The 26955-nt window shown below is 33.7% G+C and carries 15 protein-coding genes; all 15 read left to right on the top strand.

Annotated elements, in window-relative coordinates; all coding sequences use genetic code 11:
• Nucleotides 1-490: RagB/SusD family nutrient uptake outer membrane protein (locus tag EC396_RS17780; protein WP_164975347.1), on the top strand; the 490-nt coding region annotated here is incomplete at its 5' end.
• A 15-nt stretch (nucleotides 491-505) separates the two neighbouring features.
• Entirely contained in the window at nucleotides 506-2068 is a 1563-nt protein-coding gene (locus tag EC396_RS17775) for a carbohydrate binding domain-containing protein (RefSeq protein WP_164975346.1), read from the top strand.
• A gap of 12 nt (nucleotides 2069-2080) precedes the next feature.
• Entirely contained in the window at nucleotides 2081-3757 is a 1677-nt protein-coding gene (locus EC396_RS17770) for a family 16 glycosylhydrolase (RefSeq protein ID WP_129368202.1), read from the top strand.
• 193 nt (nucleotides 3758-3950) lie between these two features.
• Nucleotides 3951-5453: a glycoside hydrolase family 30 beta sandwich domain-containing protein gene (locus tag EC396_RS17765; RefSeq protein WP_129368201.1), complete on the top strand. Its 1503-nt coding sequence runs from the start codon at nucleotides 3951-3953 to the stop codon at nucleotides 5451-5453.
• Between the two features lie 23 nt (nucleotides 5454-5476).
• The gene (locus EC396_RS17760) at nucleotides 5477-7015 is read left to right on the top strand and encodes a sugar porter family MFS transporter (protein WP_129368200.1); all 1539 of its coding nucleotides are present in this window, start codon (nucleotides 5477-5479) and stop codon (nucleotides 7013-7015) included.
• A gap of 6 nt (nucleotides 7016-7021) precedes the next feature.
• Nucleotides 7022-8353: a glycoside hydrolase family 2 TIM barrel-domain containing protein gene (locus tag EC396_RS17755; protein WP_240665782.1), complete on the top strand. Its 1332-nt coding sequence runs from the start codon at nucleotides 7022-7024 to the stop codon at nucleotides 8351-8353.
• Between the two features lie 137 nt (nucleotides 8354-8490).
• Nucleotides 8491-11955: a hypothetical protein gene (locus EC396_RS17750; RefSeq protein WP_129368199.1), complete on the top strand. Its 3465-nt coding sequence runs from the start codon at nucleotides 8491-8493 to the stop codon at nucleotides 11953-11955.
• A 9-nt stretch (nucleotides 11956-11964) separates the two neighbouring features.
• A complete protein-coding gene (locus EC396_RS17745) occupies nucleotides 11965-13764 on the top strand; it encodes a glycoside hydrolase family 3 N-terminal domain-containing protein (protein ID WP_129368198.1) in 1800 nt (599 codons plus the stop codon).
• 15 nt (nucleotides 13765-13779) lie between these two features.
• Entirely contained in the window at nucleotides 13780-15042 is a 1263-nt protein-coding gene (locus tag EC396_RS17740) for a glycosyl hydrolase family 17 (RefSeq protein ID WP_129368197.1), read from the top strand.
• Between the two features lie 61 nt (nucleotides 15043-15103).
• Nucleotides 15104-16555 (top strand): MFS transporter, encoded by a 1452-nt coding sequence (locus tag EC396_RS17735; protein ID WP_129368196.1) that lies wholly within the window; start codon nucleotides 15104-15106, stop codon nucleotides 16553-16555.
• Between the two features lie 93 nt (nucleotides 16556-16648).
• Nucleotides 16649-19006, top strand: coding sequence for a glycoside hydrolase family 3 C-terminal domain-containing protein (locus EC396_RS17730; protein ID WP_129368195.1), 2358 nt, complete (start codon nucleotides 16649-16651; stop codon nucleotides 19004-19006).
• A 31-nt stretch (nucleotides 19007-19037) separates the two neighbouring features.
• Nucleotides 19038-20069, top strand: coding sequence for a glycoside hydrolase family 2 TIM barrel-domain containing protein (locus tag EC396_RS17725; protein ID WP_205757990.1), 1032 nt, complete (start codon nucleotides 19038-19040; stop codon nucleotides 20067-20069).
• A gap of 34 nt (nucleotides 20070-20103) precedes the next feature.
• Complete coding sequence (locus tag EC396_RS17720) at nucleotides 20104-20988, top strand: glycosyl hydrolase family 17 protein (RefSeq protein ID WP_129368194.1); 885 nt, start codon at nucleotides 20104-20106, stop codon at nucleotides 20986-20988.
• A gap of 18 nt (nucleotides 20989-21006) precedes the next feature.
• Nucleotides 21007-21945, top strand: a complete 939-nt coding sequence (locus EC396_RS17715) for a hypothetical protein (RefSeq protein ID WP_205757989.1) — start codon at nucleotides 21007-21009, stop codon at nucleotides 21943-21945.
• A 232-nt stretch (nucleotides 21946-22177) separates the two neighbouring features.
• A complete protein-coding gene (locus EC396_RS17710; protein ID WP_129368193.1) occupies nucleotides 22178-26947 on the top strand; it encodes a glycosyl hydrolase in 4770 nt (1589 codons plus the stop codon).
• Nucleotides 26948-26955 lie beyond the last annotated feature (8 nt).

Genomic DNA, 26955 nt, shown 5'->3' with positions numbered 1-26955 from the left:
TATGGATGCTTGGGTTGCTATACATCCTGAAGTAACTTATACAAAACAAAATGAGCATACCGGTTATTTTAACAGAAAATACATTCCTAGAGAAAGAAGCGAAAACGCTGCTCCAGATTTAAAACTTACAAATCCTAACAATTACAGAGCAATTAGATATGCTGATGTATTGTTAATGGCTGCTGAAGCTTATAGTAAAATTGGTGAGGATGGAAAAGCAGCTCAATATTTAAATGAAGTAAGAGATAGAGCTTTTGGAGATGAAGATCATAGAATCACTTTTACAGGTGACAATCTTTACAATGCAATTTTAGCAGAAAGAAGAGTAGAATTTGCAGGTGAAGGACTTCGTTTCTTTGATTTAGTTAGAACTGGAAGAGCTGCTCAAGCTATTGACGGGTTTACAGCTAATAAAAATGAGTTATTCCCTATTCCGTTAGAAGAAATTCAATTTTCAAATGGTAATTGGGATCAAAATCAAGGATATTAAAATTAAATGATAATTATGAAAACATACAAATATATATTAAGTGTAGTCTTGTTTATTACAGCTGTTATAAGTTGTACTCAAGATGAGTTTGGTAGTCTTGATTTTGTTGATACTGCTGTAGCTCCTAAAAATGTAACGGCATTATTTAGCGTTACTCAAGACAATACAGGTACCGTAACTATTGCTCCAAATAGTGAAGGAGCAGTTTCTTACGATGTGTACCCAGGAGATGCAACCACAGAATTTGTGAAAGTTGCTCAAGGAAAAAGTTTAAAACATGTGTATGCTGAAGGCAATTATAATGTTAAAATTGTAGCTACAGGAATTACAGGTTTAAAAACTGAATCAACTTTGCCATTGGTAGTTTCGTTTAAAGCACCTGAAAATTTGGTTGCTGAAATTTTAAATGATCCAACTGTATCAAAAAAAGTAAATGTAACTGTAACAGCAGATTATGCAACATCGTTTGAAGTGTATTTTGGTGAAGAAGGAAATGATGAACCAGTACCTGCTAATATAGGTGAAACTGCTTCATATGTATACCAAGAAGCTGGTACTTACTCTATTAGAGTTGTAGCTAAAAGTGCTGCTATTGAAACAACTGAATATACTGAAGAGTTTGAAGTTACTGAAATTTTACAACCGCTTGTAAAAGCTCCAACACCTCCAGCAAGAAATGCTGCTGATGTGATTTCAATGTTTAGTGATAAGTATACTCAAACTACTGTTGATATGTTTGTTACAGATTGGTCTGTAGTTGCATTACAGGAAGAAATTACAATTCAGGATAATAAAACGTTGGTTTATAGAGAATTAAGCTATGCGGGTATTATAACTGAAGTAGAGCCAATGAATGCTTCTGGAATGGAATTTTTCCACTTTGATGTTTGGAGTACCAATGTTGAAACGTTTAAAGTTAAGTTTGTTGATTTCAATGGAACTGGTTGGAATAATGGAAGTGATAATATCGAATTTGAAGTTGAAAGAGCTATAACTGAAGAAGGAAAATGGATGAGTTTTGATATTCCTTTATCTGATTTTGAAGGTGTACCTTTTTCTGATATTAATCAAATGGTAATTTCAGCTTTACCAGTTGGCACTGTATTTTTAGATAATATGTATTTCTATAAAATGAGTGATGAACAATTTGATGGCGGTTTTGTAATTAATGGCGATTTTGAGAGCGGTGCTGAACCTTGGACTATAGGTGTTGGTACAGATCCTGTTCCTGTGGTAACAACTGGTGGTAACACTTATTATTCTGTAAATGTTGCAAATGCTGGTAATCCTTGGGAAGTTAACATGAGTCAAAAATTAGAAATTATTAACGGTGCAACTTATACATTGTCTTTTGATGCTTGGTCAGATACAGATAGACCAATTCTACCAGGAATAGGCCTTAGTGCAGACCCATGGACAAATGTAACTCAAGAGGTTAGTATAACTACAACTAAGCAAACGTATACAATTACTTTAACTGCAAATGCAGGTGCAAGTGATGCAAGAGTTTTCTTTGATTTAGGAGCTGCAGCAGGTGCTGTAAATATTGATAATGTATCTCTATTTATTAAAAATTAAAAACTATAAAAAATGAAAAATATAAAATATATATTGGGCCTTTTTCTTGCACTTACATTTTTTGTGAGTTGTGAAGAAGAAAGCAAAGAGTTTGGAGATATAATTGCTCCTTCAAATATACAAGTGGAAGCTGAAATTGAAGGGCAAGATCTAAGTAACCCTGAGTTAATGTATGGTGATGGTTCTGGATTTGTATCCTTTGAATCTAACGCTACTAATGTGATAAGTTATAGCTATAATTTTGGCGACGGTTCTACGGTTGTTGCACCTTCGGGTAAAATTAAACATAGATATACAAAAGTAGGTGTTAATACTTTTACGGTTGTAATTAGTGCTATAGGTACGGCAGGTGTTACATCAACTACTTCTATGGATGTAATGGTGTATAGCTCTTTTTCTGATGTAGAAGCAGAAGATTTATTAAGTGGTGGTGTTGAAGGTGCAGGTAAAACTTGGTACTGGGCAGCTAATTTACCTTTACATGTAGGTATGGGTACCGCAAATGATGATTACGGAAATGGTGAATTTGCTTATGAATCTTGGTGGAATGCTATTCAGCCTTGGGATGAAGAAAAAGGTTGTATGTATACCAATGAATTTGTATTTACAAAAACTGCAGATGGTATTACTTTTGAACAAACTGTTGGACCTGCTTTCGTACCAGGTACTTACGCTGGTTTTATAGGTGTTGATGGAGATACTTGTCATGATGAAACTGTAGCACCTAATATGTTTGGTGTTAAAAATGTTGCTTTGTTCCCTTCTGGAACCAAGGCTGCACTTGAGGGTTCTTATAATAATGTACCTTATAGAAAAACAGCTTTTGAAATTTCTGATGGTGGTTTTATGGGATGGATGGTAGGTTCTAGTACTTATGATATTATTTCAATAGATGAAAATTACATGCGTGTTAGAATTGTAGAAGACCCTGCTACAGGTGTTGGTGCTGCTTGGTATCAATTGTTTACTTCTACAAAACCAGTACAAGGTGGATCTGAATTTACGGAGCTTGTTTGGTCTGATGAATTTGAAACTGCTGGTGCTCCTGATGCTGCAAAATGGACTTACGATCTTGGCGCAGGTGGCTGGGGTAATGGAGAAAAACAAACGTATACAAATAACCCTGAAAACGTTGTTGTAGCTAATGGTGTTCTTAAAATTACAGCAAAAAAAGATGGAGATTCTTACACTTCTGCAAGATTAAAAACACAAGGTCTTTACGATTTTACTTATGGAAGAGTTGATATCAGCGCTAAATTACCAGCATCACAAGGTACTTGGCCTGCACTTTGGATGTTAGGTACTAATATTGATGATGTTAACTGGCCAAGATGTGGAGAAATTGATATTATGGAACAACTTGGTGGTGATAAATCCAATACTTTAGGAACATTCCATTGGTTTGATACTGCAGGTGGAAATAATGCGAGTTATGGCGAAACTTTAGACGTAGCAAATGCTACAACAGAGTTTCATAAATATTCTCTAGAATGGACTAAAGATATGTTAACCGTTTTTGTTGATGATAAAAAAGTTGTTGAAATGGCTAATAACGCAGATTTACCATTTGCAGATAAAGATTTCTTTATGATTTTAAACGTTGCCATGGGAGGTACTTTAGGTGGAACAATTGATCCTAATTTTACTGAAGATGCAATGGAAATTGAATATGTGAGAGTTTACCAATAGTGAATAGTTAGTTTATGTTTAAGGTTAAATACGGCCATTTTTAGCTTTTAAAAATGGCTGTATTTTTAATAACAATAAGCATAATTGAGGTAAAACTATTGCATAATGACAAAATAGTACAATGACTTTTTAAAAGGGTAATTTACTTTTGAAAGAATTACAATCATTTTAGTTTCATTTAATCATAATTACCATGTATCACAAAATTTTTAAACCAATTTTCTTTTTTTTAGTAAGTGCTTTACTATTTAGCAGTTGTGAAAAAAAACAGGAAGAAATTAAAACCAATTCTAATATAGATATTAGCAAAGACACCAGCACTGTGAAAATAGCAAAAAGTGCAGTTTATACAACAGCCACAAATAGCGATGTAAAATTACAACTAACAAATGCAAATATTGTGTTTTCAGATTTTAAACAACCTTTAGAAACTGAAGCATCCATTTTTGTAAATACGTCTAAATTACACCAAACTTTTGTAGGTATTGGAGCTGCTTTAACCGATGCTGCTGCTGAAACTTTTTATAAGTTAAATGAAGATCAGCAAAAACTTTTTATGGAAGCTTATTACAGTGTAGAAAACGGAATTGGCTATTCTTTAGCCAGAACAATCATTCATAGTTGTGATTTTTCTAGTGCCAGTTATACGTATATTGAAGAAGGAGATACAGATTTAAAAACCTTCAATATAGATCACGATAGACAATATAGAATTCCTTTTACAAAATTGGCAATTGCTGCCGCAGGTGGTAGTTTAACTATGTTCGCCAGTCCTTGGAGCCCACCAGCATTTATGAAAACTACCAACAATATGTTACAAGGTGGTAGTTTAAAACCTGAGTTTTACCAACCTTGGGCAAATTATTACGCAAAGTTTATAAAAGCATATGAAAAAGAAGGAATTCCTATTTGGGGTTTGTCTATTCAAAATGAACCAATGGCAAAACAAACTTGGGAATCTTGTGTTTATACTGCTGAACAAGAGCGTGACTTTTTAAAAAATAACTTAGGCCCAACTCTTGAAAAAGAAGGTTTAGGCGATAAAAATATCATTGTTTGGGATCATAACAGAGATTTGTTATTTGAACGTGCAAGTGTAATTTTAAGTGACCCAGAAGCTAGTAAATACGTTTGGGGAACTGGTTTTCATTGGTATGAAGATTGGAAAGATGGTACGCCAATGTATAAAAATGTTGAAATGGTAAATCAGGCATTCCCTGATAAAAAATTAATTTTTACTGAAGGTTGTAATGAAAAATATGATGCAAGTCGTATTGAAGATCCTGTATTGGCAGAGCGTTATGGAAAAGCAATGATCAACGATTTTAACTATGGAACGGTTGCTTGGACAGATTGGAATATTTTATTGGATGAAACTGGAGGTCCTAATCATGTGGGTAATTTATGTTTTGCTCCTGTGCACGGAAATACAAAAACAGGCAAGTTAACTTTTACCAATTCATACTATTATATTGGGCATTTTTCAAAATTTATTAGACCAGGAGCTAGAAGGCTTTCAACAGGTACAACAGCAAATCAGTTAAGTGCTACTTCATTTTTAAATGAAGATGGAAGTATTGTTGTAGTGGCTTTAAATGATAGTGATGTAGCTATAGATTATATGCTAACGGTTGATGCCAAAACAGCAAAATTAAATATGCCAGCACGATCAATACAAACCATTATTTTAAATTAAGTAGTAGATAATAGCCTTAAATTATGTCGAAAAAAGTAATATTTATAGCATTTGTAGTTTCCTTAGGAGGGTTTTTATTTGGATTTGATGCTGGTATCATTTCTGGAGTTATGTCTTACGCTGGTCCAGAGTTTAATTTAAACGATACTCAAACGGGTTGGGTAGTTAGTTCTCCTTCATTTGCAGCTATGATCGCCATGTTAATTTCTGGACGATTGAGTGATGTAATTGGTCGTAAAAAAATATTAATTGTAGTCGCATTTTTATATGCAGTTTCAGCCTTGGCTTCAGCATATGCTTCTTCTTATGAAATGTTATACATTGCCAGAATGATTGGTGGTTTGGCATTTGGAGCAGCACTTATTTTAGCACCAACATATATTGCTGAAATTTCTTCCGCAGAAAATAGAGGAAAACTGGTTTCAATTCAACAACTAAATATTGTACTTGGTTTTTTTGCAGCGTTTTTAAGTAACTACTATTTTAATAAATTAAATACTTCTGGAGATTCTTTTTTAACCGATGAAAATGTATGGAGATGGATGCTTGGTGTTGAATTTGTTCCAGCAATATTGTACTTTTTATTTATGTTTTTTGTTCCTAAAAGTCCACGTTGGTTGTGTTCAAAAGGAAAACTTCAGGAAGCTAAAGTTATACTAAAAAAGCTTTATGGAGAACAACAAGCTAATGTTGAAATTGAAGCGATTGAAAACAATGTAAATCAGCAAAAATCAAAAGAAAAGGTTTCTGTAATGGAACTTTTAAAACCTTCGTTGCGTTTTATTTTAATTGTAGGTTTGGTATTGGGCGTTTTGCAACAAATTACAGGTATCAATGCTGTTTATTTTTATGCCACTTCAATTTTTAAACAAACCGGAATTGGTACTGATGCCTCTTTTGCATCGGGAATATTGCTAAGTTTAACAACCGTATTTTTTACCATTATTGCCATATTTTTAATCGATAAAATGGGAAGAAGACCGTTGTTGTTGGTTGGTATTTCGGGTATTGCTATAAGTTTGTTAGTTTGTGCTTACGGATTCAACCAAGCGACTTATCAATTAACTTCAGAAGAAATTGCACAATTTGAAAATATTGAAGCCAGTCAATTATTTGCCGTTGCTGATAAGGTTTACGACAATGATATTGATTTTAAAAAAGATATGAAATCGGCTTTGGGCAATCAAGTTTATGCAAAAAATGAAGGTTCTATTTTAGAAGCTGCAACCAATATCAACGCAACTTTGGTATTGATTGGTATTTTAGGTTTTATTGCCTGTTTTGCATTTTCATTAGGACCTGTAATGTGGGTAATGTTATCCGAATTATTTCCAAATAAATACAGAGGATTGGCAATTGGCGTTATTGGTTTTGTCAATTCATTTATAAGTTGGGTTGTACAACAAGTATTTCCTTGGGAATTGTCAAACTTAGGAAACGCAATGAGTTTCTTAATTTTTGGTGTAATTGCCTTATTAGGTTTCTTTATTTTACTTAAAATATTGCCTGAAACCAAAGGGAAGTCTTTAGAACAAATTGAATTTGACTTGGTAAAAAATTAAATGATGATGATGCGTAAATTTAAATCGATAGTTTTTATTGCAATATGTGCAACCTTATTGGTTGCTTGCAATACAAAAACAAAAAAAGAAGAAGGTACAATGGTTGATAATAACAAGCCTGTTAAAGTTGAATTGAAAAACCACGATGGGCAATTTCAATTGTATGTAAACAATAAGCCTTTTTACATTAAAGGTGCTGGTTTAGAGTTTGGAAGTATTGCTTCAGTAGCCAAAAATGGCGGAAATTCTTTTAGAACTTGGAGAACAGAAAACGGTCAGCAATCTGGGAAAGAAGTATTAGATGCGGCATTAGAAAACGGTTTGTTGGTTACTATGGGTATTGAGGTTGCAAGAGAAAGACATGGCTTTGATTACAACGATTCTACCGCAGTTAAAGAGCAATTAATGCGTATTAAACAAGAAGTGTTGGCTTTAAAAGACCATCCGGCAATGTTTATTTGGGCAATAGGAAACGAACTGAATTTACGCGCAACAAATCCTAAAGTTTGGGATGCTGTAAATGATATTTCAAAAATGATTCACCAGGTTGATACAAATCATTTAACAACTACAACTTTGGCTGGAATTTCTCAACAAGAAATTGATTTAATTAAAGAACGTTGTACCGATTTAGATTTACTTTCTGTACAGATGTATGGCAAAATAATTGAGTTGCCTCAGCAAATTAAAGCATTTGGTTGGGAAGGTCCTTATATGGTTACAGAATGGGGTGCAACTGGGCATTGGGAAGTTCCAAAAACCGAATGGGGTGCTCCAATTGAAGAAAATAGTACGCTAAAAGCAGCCAATTATTTAGAAAGATATCAAAAAGGGATACTTGCCGATTCATTAAAATGTGTTGGTTCGTATGTGTTTTTATGGGGTCAAAAACAAGAACGTACACCTACTTGGTACGGTGTAATTTTAGAAGATGGTAAAGAAACCGAATCTGTAGATGTTATGCATTATTTATGGAATGGAACTTGGCCTGAAAATAGAACGCCACAAATTGAATCGTTTACAATCAATAACAAAACGGCTTATGAAAATGTGGTTTTAAAGGCAGGTGAAGAAAATTTAGCGGTTATAAAAATAAACGATTTTGAAAATGATGCGTTAAATTATAACTGGGAAATTTTACCTGAAAGTACCGATTTAAAAGATGGTGGAGATTTTGAAAACAGACCAAAATCGGTTGATTTTACAGTTGTAAGTAATAAAGACGGAATGTTGAAATTTAAAATTTCTGCCGAAAAAGGAGCTTATAGATTATTTGGATATGTAGATGATGGCCATAACCACGCTGCAACAGCAAATATTCCATTTAATTTAAATTAAAATATAGCTGGAAACTATTTTATGAAAACTTTAGGTTAACTATTTTTCAATATAAAATAGCTTCCAATGCACTTAAATATTGTTATATAAAATAGAAATCTTTTACAAGGTTTTAGATCAAAAATAAATACTACAAAATGAACAAGCAACAAAAAATGTATATAGGAAATAAGGAAGCTTCTTTTGATGTAAATGAAGTAACTGGGGAATTGGTGATAATAAACAATGAAAATTATTACAAAATTTCCAATGTTGATGAAATGAGACCGTTTTTTATGAGTATTGTTAGTAATTCTAACCACTGGATGTTTATAGCTAGTAATGGTGGATTAACTGCAGGAAGAAAAAACAGTAACAATGCGCTTTTTCCATATTATACAGATGATAAAATTACTGAATCGGCTGAAATTACGGGAAGTAAAACCATTGTTAAGGTTCATGTTGAAGGTAAAACCTATTTATGGGAACCGTTTTCAAAAAGGTATGAAGGTGTTTATAAAACAAGCAATAATTTGTACAAAAATAGCTATGGAAACAAAGTTGTTTTTGAAGAAATTAACCACGATTTAGGAATTACTTTTAAATATAAATGGAGCTCAAGCGACCAGTTTGGGTTTGTAAAATCAGCTACTTTAACCAACATTACTAACAAAAAAATTGAACTTTCAATTTTAGACGGAATTCAAAATATTTTGCCTTATGGTCTTTCATCCGATTTGCAAAATGCTAGTAGTAATTTAGTTGATGCTTATAAAAAATGCGAATTAGAAACCGATGCTGGATTGGGAATTTTTGCTTTAAGTGCCATTATTGTAGACAAAGCCGAGCCTAGTGAAGCTCTTAAGTCAAATGTTGTTTGGTCTTTAGGTATTGAAAATCCAATATATTTGTTGTCTTCATTGCAGTTAAATAATTTTAGAAAAGGAAATAAAATTCATCCGGAAGTTGATATAAAAGCTGAAAAAGGTGCTTATTTTGTTTGTTTTGATACCATTTTAAATGCTGAAAGTGAAAAAAACTGGACTATTGTAGCCGATGTAAACAAGTCTATAGTTGCTGTAAATCAAATTAAAGAAATTATTAAAAATGAGAAGCAATTAGCTTCAAAAATTGCGGCCGACATTGACTTAGGTACAAATCAGTTAATCGAATTAAATGGTGCTTCAGACGGGCTACAGTTAACAGCCGATAAATTGCGCAATACTCGTCATTTTGCAAACACGCTTTTTAACATTATGCGTGGTGGTATTTTTGATCATAATTATCAAATTGAAAAAGGAGATTTTATAAAATACATTGCAAATGCCAATAAAAAGGTATTCAAGAAAAAAGAAGATTTACTAGCGCAACTTCCAGTAATATTTACACTAAAGTATTTGAAAGAATTGGCTGAAAGTGATGTGGATAAAAACTTTAAACGTCTTTGTTTTGAGTATATGCCGTTAAAATTTAGTAGAAGACACGGAGATCCAAGTCGCCCTTGGAACAAGTTTTCTATCAATACAAGAAGCGAAGTTGATGGATCTAAAATTTTAGATTACGAAGGTAACTGGAGAGATATTTTCCAAAACTGGGAAGCTTTGGCGCATTCGTATCCAGAGTTTATGGAGAGCATGATTCACAAGTTTTTAAATGCCACAACTTTTGATGGTTACAATCCTTATCGCGTTACAAAAGGTGGTTTTGATTGGGAAACTATTGAGCCAGATAACCCTTGGTCTTATATTGGTTATTGGGGCGATCATCAAATAATTTATTTGTTAAAATTCTTAGAATTTATTGAAAAGCATTATCCGTCAAAACTAGAAAGTTATTTCAATCAGGATTTATTTGTGTATGCAAATGTGCCGTATAAAATAAAAAGTTACGATGCCATTTTAGCAAACCCAAAAGAAACCATTGATTTTGATGTTGAACTGGATAAAGAAATCAACAGAAAAAAGAATGAATTAGGAGCCGATGGTGCTTTGTTAAGAGATGAAAATTATTTTATTTATAAAGTAAATTTTATTGAAAAATTATTGGCAACTGTTTTGGCAAAAATTTCAAACTTTATTCCCGAAGGTGGAATTTGGATGAGTACCCAAAGACCTGAGTGGAACGATGCCAACAACGCTTTAGTTGGTAATGGTGTTTCTATGGTAACATTATATTATTTGCGTCGTTTCTTAAATTTCTTCGAAGGAATGGTTTCAAATTCTAATTTAGATACTGTTGAAATTTCAGAAGAATTGGCTTTATTTTTTAATGAAGTTGTTTCAACCTTCAATGAAAATAAAAGTTTATTGGCTGGAAAAATTTCAGATAAGGATAGAAAAACGATGTTAGATGGATTTGGAAATGCAGGTAGTGTATTTAGAAATTCTATTTATGAAAACGGATTTTCAAGTAACAAAGCAACCATTTCAAAATTAGATTTGGTAAACTTTTCAAAAATAGCACTTCAATTTATAGATCATTCTATTGAAGCCAATAAAAGAGCCGATAAATTGTACCACGCGTATAATTTAATGACTGTTAAAAATAACAACGAAATAGCCATTTCATACTTGCCAGAAATGTTAGAAGGTCAAGTGGCGGTTTTAAGTTCTGGTTATATTTCAGGTGTAGATTCTTTAGAGTTGTTAGACGCTTTAAAAAATAGTGCCTTGTTTAGACACGATCAGTACAGTTATATTTTATATCCAAATAAGGAATTACCAAGATTCAGCCAAAAAAATAACATAGCGGCTAAAAATGTTGAAAAATCAATGTTGTTACAACAGCTTTTAAAAGATGGAAATACCCAGATTATTGAAAAAGATGTTTTAGGAAACTATCATTTTAACGGTAATTTCAACAATGCAAATAGTCTTAAAGCAGCACTTTCTCAATTACCAGAAGATACTTATGAAACACTGATTGAAAAAGATGAAAAACTGGTATTAGATATCTTTGAACAGATTTTTGACCACAAATCGTTTACAGGAAGATCAGGTACTTTCTTTGGTTATGAAGGATTGGGTTCTATTTACTGGCATATGGTTTCTAAATTGTTATTAAGCGTTCAGGAAAACTGTTTAATCGCTGTAAAAAATAAAGAAAGTGAAGAAACAATTGGTAAATTATTAGAACATTATTACGAAATAAATGAAGGAATTGGAGCGCATAAATCACCAGATTTGTATGGTGCATTTCCAACTGATCCATATTCGCACACACCAGGAGGAAAAGGTGCGCAACAACCAGGGATGACTGGCCAAGTAAAAGAAGATGTTTTAAGTCGTTTTGGCGAATTGGGTGTTTTTGTTGAAGCTGGAAAATTGGTATTCAATCCAAGATTGTTAAGACGAAATGAGTTTTTAAATGCGTCAAATACTTTTGAATATATCAATTTAAACAAAGAGGTACATCAAATTGAATTGGAAAAAGACACACTTTGTTTTACCTATTGTCAAATTCCAATCATTTATAAATTGTCTGATAAACAGGGAATAAAAGTGGTTTTTAATGAAAAACCAATGCTTGAGTTTGAGAGTCTTCGACTTGATTTAGAAACTAGTAAAATGGTTTTTCAAAGAACAGGAGAAATCAATCAAATAATCGTGTACTTAAAAAAATAAGAGATTTAAATGAAAAAACTTTTTTCAATAGTAATTATAGCTTTACTAATTTTTGGTTGTGCTAAAAATGAAACAACAATAGTTGATAAAGAAACTATTATTGATTTAAAAGTTGACTCGTTATTGGCATTAATGACCCTTGATGAAAAGATAGGGCAAATGACACAGGTAAGGCATTTTGATAGTATCAATAACAATGAAATAGCGACCAAGTTTATAGGTTCTGTAATTCATACCGAAGGGCCATCACCTGGAGAAGATGCTGTTGGTTGGCAAGCCAAATTTGTTTCACTTCAAAAACAAGCTTTATCAACCAGATTGGGTATTCCATTGTTATTTGGTGTAGATGCTGTTCACGGTCAAAACACGTTTAACGGAGCTACTATTTTTACACACAATATTGGAATGGGGGCAACCGGCAATGCTAAATTGGTTGAAGAAGCTGCAGCTATTACCGCTGTTGAAGCACAAGCCACAGGTTTTAACTGGGTGTTTTCGCCTTGTATTGCCATACCTTATAACGAAAAATGGGGAAGAGTATATGAAGCATTTTCTGAAAGTACCGAATTAACTCAAAAATTGGCTAAAGCATCGGTTAGAGGGCATCAAGGTGATTTATCAAAAAGCAATACAGTAATGGCAACTGTCAAACACTATATTGGAGATGGATCTACAGATTTTGGGGTTGAAGGTGGTGAGACCTCAATAACAATGCAAGAGGTTAATAAGCGATTATTACCACCGTATATTGATGCTGTTAATGAAGGTGTTGGGGCTGTAATGGTATCATTCAATACTTTGTCTGGTAAAGCAATGCACGCTCATAAAAAAATGATTACCAATGTTTTAAAAGACAGTCTTGGTTTTGATGGAATTGTGCTTACCGACTGGAAAGGCTATTCTCGTTTTGGTGAAAACGACATTGTAAATGCGGGTATAGATATGGTGATGGCGGTAGATGGCGATTTAGATATTTTTCAAAATGGACTAAAAAACGGCATTGATAGCGGCTATGTTTCTATGGATAGAGTTGATGATGCTGTGCGAAGAATTTTACGTCAAAAATTCAGATTGGGTTTGTTTGAGCATCCTTTTCCAGATGCTGGTTTAATTGCTCAAATTGGAAGTCCTGCCCATAGAGAAAAAGCAAAACAGGCAGTAAGAGAATCGTTGGTTTTACTTAAAAATAAAAACAATGCTTTGCCAATTGATAAATCGGCTAAAAAAATTGTTGTTGTTGGTGAACACGCCAATAATTCGGGATTACAATCGGGAGGTTGGACAATCGCTTGGCAAGGAAATAATGAAAATTACAATGGTGCAACTACCATTTTAGATGGTATCAAATCAATTGCAAAAGGCGAAGTGATTTATGATGAATTTGGCACCGAAAATCATTCAGATGCAGATGCAATTATTGTGGTTGTTGGTGAAACACCATATGCTGAATTTTTTGGAGATATAACCGATGATACTGGAAAATATCAGTTAACCTTAACTGAAGCACATCAAAAATACATCCATAAATATGCTGATAAAGGACCTAAAGTAATTGTTGTATTGATTTCAGGAAGACCTTTAGTGGTTACCAATCAAATAGAACAATCTAATGCTTTTGTTGCTGCTTGGTTGCCTGGTTCTGAAGGAAATGGAATTGCTGAGGTATTGTTTGGCGATTATAATTTTACAGGAAAATTACCGCATTCTTGGCCTAAATCTGTCGAAGATTTTAAAGGTATGTATGGTCCTAATTTTTGGGATCAATCAATTATACCATTGTACAAATTTGGATACGGACTTAAGTATTAATCAAAGCATTATAAAATGAAACATAAATTAACAATAACCGCTCTTTTACTATTTTCAATTATGATGTTTAGTTGTTCTGAAACGCCTTCAAAAAAAAACGAAAAAACAGCAGCAGCTATTTTAGGAAATCCTGAATACTTGGCAATTTCATATGGAGGATATCGTGAAATAACACGCGATATTCAGCCAACAATTGCGCAACTTAAAGAGGATATGAAAATTTTGGCAGCAATGAATGTCAAATTACTTAGAACTTACAATGTTCATTTAGATCAAGCCTCAAATTTATTGTTAGCAATTAGTGAGCTAAAAAAAGAAGATCCGTCTTTTGAAATGTATGTGATGTTAGGTGCGTGGATTGACTGTAAAAATGCGTGGACAGAATTAGAGCCAGATCACAATGCTGAAAGCGAGCGCAATGCTGTAGAAATAGAAACATCAGTTTCTTTGGCAAACCAATATCCTGATATTGTAAAAATTATTGCTGTTGGAAACGAAGCTATGGTGCGTTGGGCTGCAAGTTATTATGTGCAACCTGGAGTTATTTTAAAATGGGTAAATCATTTGCAAGAATTAAAAAAAGAAGGAAAATTACCTGCCGATTTATGGATAACATGTTCTGATGATTTTGCTTCTTGGGGTGGTGGAGATCCAAGTTACCGCACAAAAGATTTAGAACAATTAATTAAGTCAGTAGACTATGTTTCTATGCATACCTATCCAATGCACAATACTTATTACAATCCGCAATTTTGGGTTGTTCCAGACAATGAAAAAGATTTTTCTGAAGCTGAAAAAGTAGATGCAGCAATGTTACGTGCACTTGAATTTGCAAAAAAACAATATCAAGAAGTTTCTACGTATGTAAAAAGTATAGATTCAACAAAAACAATTCATATTGGTGAATCTGGATGGACAACAATTTCAGACGGCCATTATGGTGAAGAAAGTTCAAGAGCTGCTGATGAATACAAAGCAGGGACTTATTACAAATTAATGCGTGAATGGACAAATAAAGAAAAAATATCATTATTCTATTTTGAAGCCTTTGATGAACATTGGAAAGATGCCGCTAATCCAATAGGTTCAGAAAATCACTTCGGATTGATTAATTTAAAATCAGAAGCAAAATATGCTGTCTGGGATTTGGTAGATGCAGGTGTTTTTGATGGATTAACACGTGATGGTCTACAAATTACCAAAACTTATCAGGGAGATAAAAATGTACTTATGCAAGAAGTATTAGCCCCTCCTTCAGCAATTAAATCAGACAAATAACAATAAATAATTTGAGTATTTAAATACTTAATAACACAAACCAAACTTAAAACAAAACAAAATGAAACATCATAAAACCGCAGCTCAGGACATTGTTCCGTTTGGGCAAAAATTAGCATTCGGATCAGGGCATTTGGCCAATCAATTATTTCCTGCAGCTTTAGGAGTTTTTATGGTTGTATTGGTTATGTCTTTAGGAATGAATCCTATTTTAGCAGGTGTATTAGGTGCATTGCCTAGATTTTTAGATGCACTTACCGATCCAATAATGGGCTTTATATCAGACAATACTAAATCTAAATGGGGACGAAGAAAACCGTACATACTTATAGGTAGTGTTATTTCTGGAATAGCATACATGATTATGTGGCAACTAAATCCTGAAGATTCTGAAATGTATAATTTCTTCTATTTTTTGGTTGTGTCAATTTTCTTTTATATAGGTTATACCATTTTTGCAACGCCATTAATTGGTTTGGGTTATGAAATGACACCCGATTATAATGAGCGTACTCGCTTAATGGCAGTGTCACAATTTATGGGGCAAATGGCTTGGGTAATTGCACCTTGGTTTTGGGTTATTATTTACGACCAGTCTTTGTTTGAAAGTGCACCAGAAGGAGCTAAAGTAATGGCAATTTGGGTAGGTGCTTTGTGTATGGTTTTAGGAATTTTACCTGCATTATTTAACAAAGAAATGGAGGTTGATAAAAGTAAATTGAAAGATCTTTCAATGAGTGAGTTGGCTGTAAATACCAAAGAATTTATTAAAGGTATTATGCTAACTGTTCAAAATAAGCAATTTATGAAATTGTGTGGAGCTACCTTCTTTATTTTTAACGGATTTCAAACAATTGCACAGTTTTCATTTTTTATAATAGTTTATTACTTATTTCAAGGTGATACCGTTGCCGCTGGTTCTTGGCCTGCTTGGTTTGGAACTGTAAGTGCATTGGCTACTATGTTTTTAGTAATTCCTGTTGTCACCAAAATTTCTGTTAAAATTGGTAAACGAAAAGCTTTCGTAATCGCTACACTACTTTCAATTGTTGGCTATATCTTAAAATGGTGGGGGTTTGACCCTTCAAATCCTTGGCTAATCTTTATGCCTATTCCATTTCTTTCTTTCGGAATTGGAGGTTTATTTACTTTAATGATGTCTATGACTGCTGATGTTTGTGATTTAGATGAATTAAACAATGGAGAACGTCGTGAAGGTATGTTTGGTGCAGTTTACTGGTGGATGGTTAAATTAGGAACCGCTTTGGCAATGCTTACAAGTGGTGTTGTTTTACAAATGGTTGGTTTTGACGAAAGTGTTAAAGTTCAGTCTGTTGAAACAATTACCAATCTACGTTTGGCAGATATCATTATTCCAATAGTTGCAGCCTTAATTGCCATTGTTTTGGTTTGGCGCTATAATATTACCGAAGAAAGAGCTCATGAAATAAAAGAAGCCTTGGTGGTAAAACGGGCAGAACGTGCCTTAGAAGCATCAAATAATCGAAAGTAATTTGAATTCGATTTTTTAGTCAGCCTTTAGTAAATACCAGTGAAATTATAATATTATTTATTTTTTTTCGAATAAATACTTAAAGAATAACCCATGAAAAAAACAGTATTATTTTCATTCTTAGTTTTAATTACTATGAATTTAAAAGCGCAAACACAACAGGAAATTGACATTCAAAATAAAATAACAAAGTTGATTGCTGAATTAACTATTGAAGAAAAAGTGGCATTGTGTTCTGGTCGTGATGATTGGAGTACCATGCCAATTGAAAGACTAGATATTCCTTGGATTTGGGTTTCAGACGGTCCTCATGGTTTGCGTCGTGCACCTGCAACCAATAAACCAGGTTATGGTGATCAGTTACCTGCAACTTGTTTTCCTACTGCATCAGCACTTGCTGCAACTTGGGATGTAGATTTAGTTTATAAAGTAGGTCAAACTTTGGGCGATGAAGCTCAGGCGCAAGGTGTAAGTGTACTTTTAGGTCCGGGTGTTAATATCAAACGTTCTGTGTTGGGAGGAAGAAATTTTGAATATTTTTCTGAAGATCCTATTTTATCTGGTGAAATGGGCGCTGCTTATATCAACGGAGTTCAAAGTCAGGGGGTTGGTACTTCATTAAAACATTTTACAGCAAATAATGTAGAAACTATGCGTATGTTCAACAACTCTAATGTTGATACACGTACCTTACACGAATTGTATTTAACACCTTTTGAAATTACAGTAAAAAAAGCACAACCGTGGACAGTAATGGCTTGTTACAACAGAGTTCAAGGTGAATACGGAACGCAAAGTGAATTTTTATTAACCGATATCTTAAAAAAAGATTGGGGTTTTAAAGGAATTGTAGTTTCAGATTGGTTTGCGATTGTTGACCGTGTTGCTGCAATGAAAGCAGGAATGCATTTAGAAATGCCAAAAGTAAGTCCTGTTAATAATGCCATAGCAGTTGAAGCTATTAAAAATGGCGAATTGGATATTGCTGTTGTTGATGCATTGGTAAAAGAAATTTTAACTGTTGTTTTTAAGGCGAAATCACTTCAAAAAGAAGGCGTAGAATTGAATGTAGAAAAAGACCATGCTTTTGCCAGAAAAGTGGCTTCTGAAGCTGCAACTTTATTGAAAAATGAAAATGATGTATTGCCAATTTCAAAAGAAAAATATAAAAAAGTAGCTATTATTGGTGAGTTTGCTGCTGCGCCACGTTACCAAGGAAACGGAAGTTCGCAAGTGAAACCAACCAAATTAGATAGTGCTTTAGAGATTATAAAAAACGAATATGGCAAAGGAATTAAAATAACCTATGCGCAAGGTTACAATTTAGAAGACGATAACGATACTTCATTAATTTCAGAAGCTAAAAAAGTGGCTTCGGAAGCAGATGTTGTTTTGGTTTTTTCAGGTTTACCACTACAATACGAATCGGAAGGAATTGATAGAACGCATATTCACATGCCGCCATCTCATAATAAATTAATTGAAGAAATTAGTGCTGTTCAAAAAAATACCGTGGTAGTACTTACCAACGGAAGCGCGGTTACAATGCCTTGGTTAAACAAAGTTTCAGGTGTTTTAGAAACTTGGTTAGGCGGTCAGGCAGGTGCTGGTGGAATTGCAGATGTATTGTTCGGAAAAGTAAATCCTTCAGGAAAATTAGCGGAAACATTTCCAACGCGTTTAGAAGATACTCCGGCATTTTTTAATTTCCCAGGAGAACAAGGAGATGTGTTGTATGGAGAACGTATTTTTGTTGGTTATCGTTATTACGATGGTAGAAAAATTGAACCGTTATTTCCTTTTGGTTATGGCTTGTCTTATACTTCTTTTGAATATAGTGATTTAAAAGTGTCTTCAAAAAATACCACAGATAAAGAAGGTTTAACAGTAAGTGTTACCATTAAAAACACAGGAAAAGTTACAGGAAAAGAAATTGTTCAATTGTATGTTTCAGACACAAAAAGTACGTTACAACGTCCTGAAAAAGAATTGAAGAAATTCGTAAAAATTGAGTTGGCTCCAGGTGAATCAAAAGAGGTTTCGTTTAAATTGGATAGCCGCGATTTTTCTTATTTCGATGCTAAAAGAAATATGTGGATCGCTGAAAGTGGCGAGTATGTAATTGCTGCAGCAGCTTCTTCAAGAGACATTAAATTGTCTGAAACTATCAATTTGCAATCTACACAACAAGTACCTTTAATGTTTGATGAATACACCTTTTTCTTAGAATATTGGAACAACAAACAAACACGTGAAATTTTATTGGAATACATGCCAAATTGGATTAGAGGCATTGTAACCGAAGGCGATGAAGCTGAAATTAGAGAATATCAAGGTTTTATGGTTGAACATCCAATGATTAAATATCCATACATCACACATGGCGAAATTACGCACGAACAAGTGAAAGAATTGGTTGAAAAGTGTAAAGGGCTTACTTATACGCCATAAATAGTTGATAAACTAAATAAACATTTGGACAATGCAAAAATTTAAAAAAAAAGCCGCTGTTAGCATTTTAATACTGATGGTTGCACTGTTTTATGCGTGTAAAACAGTAGTAAAATCAGAAGGTATTACTATTTCTGGTCGACAATTATTGGTGAATGAAATTCCGTATGTAATTAAAGGAATTTGTTACCATCCTGTTCCAAAAGGAAGCGATCAAAGAAGTTTTGATAATTTGACTGATGATTTAGCTTTAATGGTTGAAGCAGGCATAAATACCATACGTGTGTATACGCCAATTGATGATGAAGCTGTTTTAGATCAAATGCACGCGGCAGGTTTAAAAGTTATTATTGGTTTTGGCTACAATCAAAATGGAAATTTTGATATATTATCAGGTACGTTTATCAATTATGTAAACAAATATAAAAATCATAATGCCATTTTAATGTGGGAATTGGGTAACGAGTATAACTACCACCCAGAATGGTTTGAGGGCGATATCAAAAATTGGTACAACGCTATGAATAATGCCGCTCAATTAATTCATAAAAATGATGCTTCGCATCCAGTTACAACAGCTCATGGCGAATTGCCAAATGCATTGGCACTTTCTTTAAGTCCTGATATTGATGTTTGGGGAATGAATGTTTATAGATGGGATAATCCTTCAACAATTTTTTCAGAATGGAGCGCAGTTAGTTCAAAACCAATGTATTTATCTGAAGCTGGAGCAGACAGTTATATGACCATTTCAAAAGATGGTTACGAACTAGGAATTAATGAAAAAGTACAAGCAGATGCGAATAAAAATATTTTAGAAGCCGTTTTTAAAGCTTCTGATATTTGTGCAGGAGTTACTTTGTTTGCTTTTTCAGATGAATGGTGGAAAGCAGGAAGTTTAGATACACAAGATACAGGCGGTTGGGCGCCAAATAGTAGTGGAGTTCCTTATGATGGAACGCCAAATGAAGAATATTGGGGCATTGTAGATATCAATAGAAATAAGAAAGAAACGTATCAGATAGTAAAGGAAATTTACAAAAGTGTTTCTGATAAACAGTAATTACAAAAAATGTTGGGTTTTAAAATATTAAATTATGTCAGTTAGAAACGAAAAAATATTATCCTTAGCAGGAATCAATCACGAAAATAAAACGAAAGAAGAATTACAAGCGTATTTTTCAAAAGCTTTAAAAAATGGAATGCACGGATTGTGCTTTAGTCCGTATGAAGAAGGTCAGAAACCTGGTGATATTATTACCGAAGAACAAATTAGAAGAAGAATGGAAATTATCAAACCATATACCAAATGGATTCGCTCTTTTTCTTGTACTGATGGAAATGAATTGATTCCAAAAATAGCCCACGAATATGGTATAAAAACCTTAGTAGGTGCTTGGTTAGGTGACAATGATGAAATCAATAAAAAGGAAGTTGCCAATCTTATAAAAATAGCAAAAGAAGGTTATGTTGATATTGCTGCTGTAGGAAATGAAGTTATGTACCGAGGCGATTTAACAGAAGATGAATTGTTGGCTTTTATACACGAAGTGAAGGAAGCTATTCCAGAAATTCCGGTAGGATATGTTGATGCTTATTACGAGTTTGAACACCGTCCAAAAATCACAGAAGCTTGTGACGTAGTACTTGCAAATTGTTACCCTTACTGGGAAGGTTGTAGGTTAGAATATTCATTGTTATATATGAAAGATATGTACCAAAGAGCTTTGCGTGCAGCCAACGGTAAAAAAGTAATTATTTCTGAAACAGGCTGGACAAATAAAGGTCAGGTTTTTTATGGTGCTGAGCCTTCTTTTGAAAACGCTATGAAATATTTTATCAATACACAACAATGGTCTGAAGCAGAAGATATTGATGTTTTTTATTTTTCTTCGTTTGATGAATCTTGGAAAACTGGTGCAGAAGGTGATGTGGGAGCTTATTGGGGGATTTGGGATAAAGATGAGAATCTTAAATATTAATTAGATTACCAAAGCTAAATGAATTTTACAAAAGAATTAAATATTGAAGCAGGTAAAGCTATTTGTTATTCTGGATTTAGAGAGGGGCAAAGCCCAGAAACAGGGGTTTTTCCAACTTATGAAGAAATAAAAGAAGATTTATTAATGCTTCATAACCATTGGAAATACCTTCGATTATACGATTGCGATCTACATTCTGAGATTGTTTTGGATGTGATTCAAAATGAAAAATTGAATTTCAAAGTAATGTTAGGCGCATACATTGCTGCCGAAATGAATAATTTTGGTTGTCCTTGGGGAGGTTCTTATCCTGAAGCGCAATTAAATGAAAACAAAGAAAGAAATTTAAAGCAAATTCAAAAACTTATTCGGTTGGCAAATCAGTACCCTGATATTATTTTTTCACTATCTGCAGGTAATGAAGCAACGGTAGATTGGACAGATCATTATGTACCGGTTAAAAGCGTAATTAATTATGTAAAAATGCTAAAAGAAGGTGCCAAACAACCAGTTACTTTTTGCGAAAATTATGTTCCGTGGCTAGATAAGTTAAAAGGTTTGGTTGATGAGGTTGACTTTATCTCCATACATACTTACCCAGTTTGGGAATACAAAAATATTCATGAAGCATTGGCGTTTACCAAAGAAAATTATTTTGCTGTAGCCAATAAATACCCAAATAAACTTGTAGTAATTACAGAAGCGGGTTGGGCAACTCATTCTAACGGACGCGGCATCAATCCAAACAATGTAAGTGAAGAATATCAAGAAATTTATTACAACGACTTGGTGAACTGGAGCAAAGAAGCCGAAATTTTAACTTTTGTTTTTGAAGCTTTTGATGAACCTTGGAAAGGATCTGACGAGCCACTTGAACCCGAAAAACATTGGGGGTTGTTTACTGTTGATAGAAAACCTAAAAAGGTTATGAAGTCTATTTTTTCTGAATCCATTTAATTTCTAAAAAAACACATTTTTAAACACAATAACATGCAATGTATAGTTATTGTATAGGTGTTTTTTTAAAATTCAGCACATTTTTTTTAATCTGTATAGTTTTTTTGTCTGTTGATTTTCAGTCATATAGGTTTGATATGTGTAATTTTGACTACTTTATGTTCTAGATTACCTCTAGAATTTAAAGATCACTAACTAATTTTCAAATTATTTTAAAAACTTGATTTTTTTTATGGAAAAATATTACAATCGTATTTCGAAATTTTTAACAATTATAACAATATTTATTTATTCAGTAAGTAGCATAGCCCAAACTACACAAGTTGGTAGTGGTAGTTATACAAATACCTATCCTGGAGCTGACTCGGCAGGAAGAAATGGGTATCCTTCTGGAACACCACAATTAAGTGGAGCTGCTGTTGGAAAACCTGTACCAACCAATGATTGGTGGTCTAAATTGGTAAAAGAAAACCATGCCGACAACCTTTTTAATTATCCAATGACTTTAAAAACAATCAATCAGGGCTTGATTGTTACTTATATTCCTTTTGGTGTAATAGGAGATTCTGCACCAATTCAAGTTGGGCTTTCGGGGCTTAATGCTTCAAAAGCGACTGTTTCAGATTATTCAGACTGGACAGTAACTATGAATTGGAATGATGGAGCTCATACATTACAAGCTACTTCAGGTATTGGGATGCCTTTTATTTATTTTCAGAAAGAAATTGATGATGTTTTAGAAATTAAAGTAAATAGTGGTACTGCAACAATTTCTGGAGAATTGTTAATTATTGAAAATGCAAGTGCAAGTGCCGATTTTGTTTTTTATGCGCCAGCAGGAAGTTCTTGGACACAAAACGGAACGGTTTATTCTTCAACATTAAATGGTAAAGATTATTGGTCTATGGCAATGCTTCCGTTAACCACAACCAATGTTTCAACTGTTGCAAATGAATATAAAAAGTACGCCTATGTTTTTCCAACAAATACAACTACAGCTTGGAGTTATAATGAAAATAATTCAAAAATAACAACAACATTTTCTGTTACTACCAATGTAAAAGAAGGTACAGAAACAAATATGTTGTTGGGATTGCTACCACACCAATGGAGTAATTTAGCAAGTAGTTCTGCAACTCCAAACGGGTATAGTTACAACGCTGTAAGAGGTGAAATTAAAACATTAGCAGGCAATACATTTACTGTTGAAAACACGTATAAAGGAATTTTACCAACAATGCCTTATTTGGCAAATTACAGCGCTGGGTTTAATCCTTCAGAATTGGCTTCAAAAATTACGCAACTTGAAAATGATGGATTGGCTACTTGGACAGATTCATACAACGAAGGTCAAGTTATGAATCGTTTAATTCAAACGGCACGTATTGCAGATCAAACAGGTGATGTTGAAGCGCGTGATAAAATGATTGCAACCATTAAAGAACGCTTGGAAAATTGGTTAACATACCAATCGGGTGAAAAAGCTTTTTTGTTTTATTATAATAAAGATTGGTCTGCAATGCTTGGTTATCCTGCAGGTCACGGACAAGATTCTAATATAAATGACCATCACTTTCATTGGGGATATTTTATACATGCTGCTGCTTTTATGGAGCAATTTGAGCCAGGTTGGGCAAATCAATGGGGAGATATGATCAACTTATTGGTGCGCGATGCGGCTTCTTCTGATAGAAATGACACCAAGTTTCCTTTCTTAAGAAATTTTAGTCCGTATGCAGGTCATTGCTGGGCAAATGGTTTTGCTTCTTTTCCGCAAGGAAATGACCAAGAATCAACTTCAGAAAGTATGCAATTTAACTCTTCATTAATTCACTGGGGAACCATTACAGGAAATAATGAAATTCGTGATTTAGGAATTTACTTATATACTACTGAACAAACCGCTGTTGAAGAATATTGGTTTGATATGAATGAACGCAATTTTCCGCCAACACAACAATATAGCTTGGTTTCACGTGTTTGGGGAAATTCATTTGATAATGGTACTTTTTGGACGGGTGATATTACGGCATCTTATGGTATAGAGTTATATCCAATACATGGCGGTTCTTTGTATTTAGGTCACAATACAGCTTATGTTCAAAAAATATGGAATGAATTAGAAGCAAACACTGATATTTTAAGCACAACAAGTACAAATCCAAATTTATGGCACGATACTTTTTGGAAATATCTTTCGCTTTTAGATTCAGAAAAAGCCATTGAGTTGTACAATTCTTATCCAAACCGTATATTGAAATTTGGAGTTTCAGATGCGCAAACATACCATTGGATTCATGCAATGAATGCAATGGGTAAAGTAAAAGCTACCGTAACTGCTAATTATCCTATTGCTGCTGCATTTGAAAAAAATGGAGAAACAACTTACGTGGCTCACAATTACTCAAACAGTGCTATAACAGTTACATTTTCAGATGGATATACTTTAAATGTACCAGCACGTCAAATGAAAACAAGTAAAGACGTAGCTGTAACTGGTGTTATTTCAGCCGATTTTAATCAGGCTTTTGCAAATGGAAGTGTAAATCTTACTGTAGCAACCCAAGGAAGTGGTGTAACAAAGGTTCAATTTTATGACGGAACTAATCTTTTAGGTGAAGATACAACGGCGCCTTTTGAAATGAAAGCTTCAAATTTAGCCTTGGGAATACACGGTATGTATGCAAAAATATATGTAGGAACAAGTTTTAATGTTAGCAATATAACTGAAATTCAAGTAGGTGAACAAGTGCCTTATTCTGGTACTGCAATTGCTATTCCTGGAATTATTGAAGCAGGACATTATGATAAGTTTGAAGGTGGTATTGGTCAAGGAATTTCGTATGTAGATGTTTCAACAAGCAACGAAGGAGATTTTAGAACAGAAGAATATGTAGATGCTACTTCTAATGCCAACGAAGGTGCAATTATTGGTTGGATTTCAGCAGGTGAATGGGTTGAACATACGGTTGATGTTCAAACTGCTGGTAATTATGATGTTACCTTTAGATACGCTTCAGGAAATTCAAGTGGAGGAGGACCATTTCATATTGAAGTTGATGGAAATAAAATTAGTTCTGATATTACATTAAATGCTACAAGTACTTCAAACTGGACTACTTGGGGTTCTAAAACTGTAAATAATATTGAATTAAACAAAGGGAAACACGTATTAAGACTTGCATTTGACAATGGAGAATTTAATTTAGGGAAAATAACATTTGCTTACGCAAGTGCTTTAGCCTACAATCCGCCTTTAGCCAATGCTGGTGAAAACGTAGTTGTAGTACTTCCTACTACAACAGCTGTTTTAGATGGTTCATTAAGTTCAGATGCAGATACAGCTGTTTTATCCTATAATTGGGAACAAGTTTACGGGCCTTCAACCATTGTTTTTTCTAATAATACGGTAGTTTCTCCAACTATTTCAAATTTAGAAGATGGTATTTATAAATGTAAATTAACAGTAAGTGATGGAGCTCATTCTTCAACAAGCACAGTATTGGTTATTGTTTCTGCAACAGGAAATTCAAATCCAGCAGTTGCAATAACTTCGCCTAATAACAACGCTTCTTTTAAGGAAGGCGCAGCTATCACAATTTCTGCATCAGCAAGTGATTTGGACGGAACAATTAGTTTGGTTGAGTTTTTTGATGGTGCAACAAAAATTGGTGAAGACACAACAGCGCCTTATAGTTTTCAATGGACAGGAGCTGGTATTGGGGTTCATGAAATTACAGCTAAAGCAACAGATAATGGTGCTGCAACAACAACTTCACAAAAAGTGAATGTAACAGTAAATGCAGTTAAATCTTGTACAGCAACATCAGCTTTAGCGTCGGAAGGTTCGTTCTCGATAGGTTACAAAAGTACTTTTGAAACTGTAGGAACAGATGTTACCATTACTTTTGAATTGTTAGATACTAATAAAACAGGAGTTGTTGCTTATTTGTTTGAAGAAAATCCTTTTTCAGAATCTCAAATGGACCATGTTTCTGGTACAATTTTTTCAAAAACAGTGTCTGGTAAAACCGTTGGATCTACCATAAGTTATGCTTGTAAATTTGCTTATGCAGGTGGACTTTCGGTTACAAAATATATAAAATACGTAGTTGGATCTGATTGTAGTAGTGGAGCCGATGTAGCACCTCCAACAAATTTTACAGCTTCAGTTGGTGCAATTTCAGCTTCTTCAGTTGAGCTATTGTTAAATTCAACAGATAATTCGGGAGCAGTAATTTATGAAGTTTCATACGGTTCAAGTAAAAAAACAGTATCTGCTGTATCGGGTGTTCAAAAATCATTAGTTGTTACTGCATTAACGCCTAATACACAATATTCTTTTAGTGTTATTGCAAAAGATTTGGCAGGAAATACAGCCGCAAATAATCCAATAGTACTTATGGCAACTACTGGTGCTAATACCAATACAGCATGTGCAGGTACAGCTTCTAATGCGCAGCAAGGCTCATTTGATATTGGTTATAATTATAGTTTTGAAACTATAGGAACAGATGTTAAAATTACGTTTGAATTACTGGATAATAAAGATGGTGTTAACGCTTATTTATGGAAGGAAACTCCTTTTGGTGAAACACCTATGACCAATACTTCGGGTAAAATTTTTACGGCTACACTAACAAAACAAACACTTGGGGCAACCATTAGTTATGGTTGTAAATTTGCATTTGCAGGAGGCTTGGCAGTAACCAAATATTTTTCTTATAAGGTTGGCGATAATTGTTCTTCATTGGGAGTTGATGATGAAATATTAAACAATTCAATTAAAATGTATCCAAATCCTGTTACTGATATTTTACATGTTAGTTCTCAATTAAAAGAAATTCAGAAAATTGAAATATTTTCAATGTTAGGAAGCAAAATGATGGAAGTAAAAACCAATTTTAATTCAATTAATATGAGGGATTTACCTAGCGGAATTTATTTGCTTCATATTTATTCTGAAAAAGGAACTGCTGTTAGAAAATTGATAAAGCAATAATTAAATTT

This window comes from Lutibacter sp. HS1-25 (genome assembly GCF_004121075.1).
Lineage (GTDB): Bacteria > Bacteroidota > Bacteroidia > Flavobacteriales > Flavobacteriaceae > Lutibacter.
The sequence above is the reverse complement of the archived record's forward strand: the minus strand, read 5'-3'. Positions and strand labels throughout refer to the sequence as shown.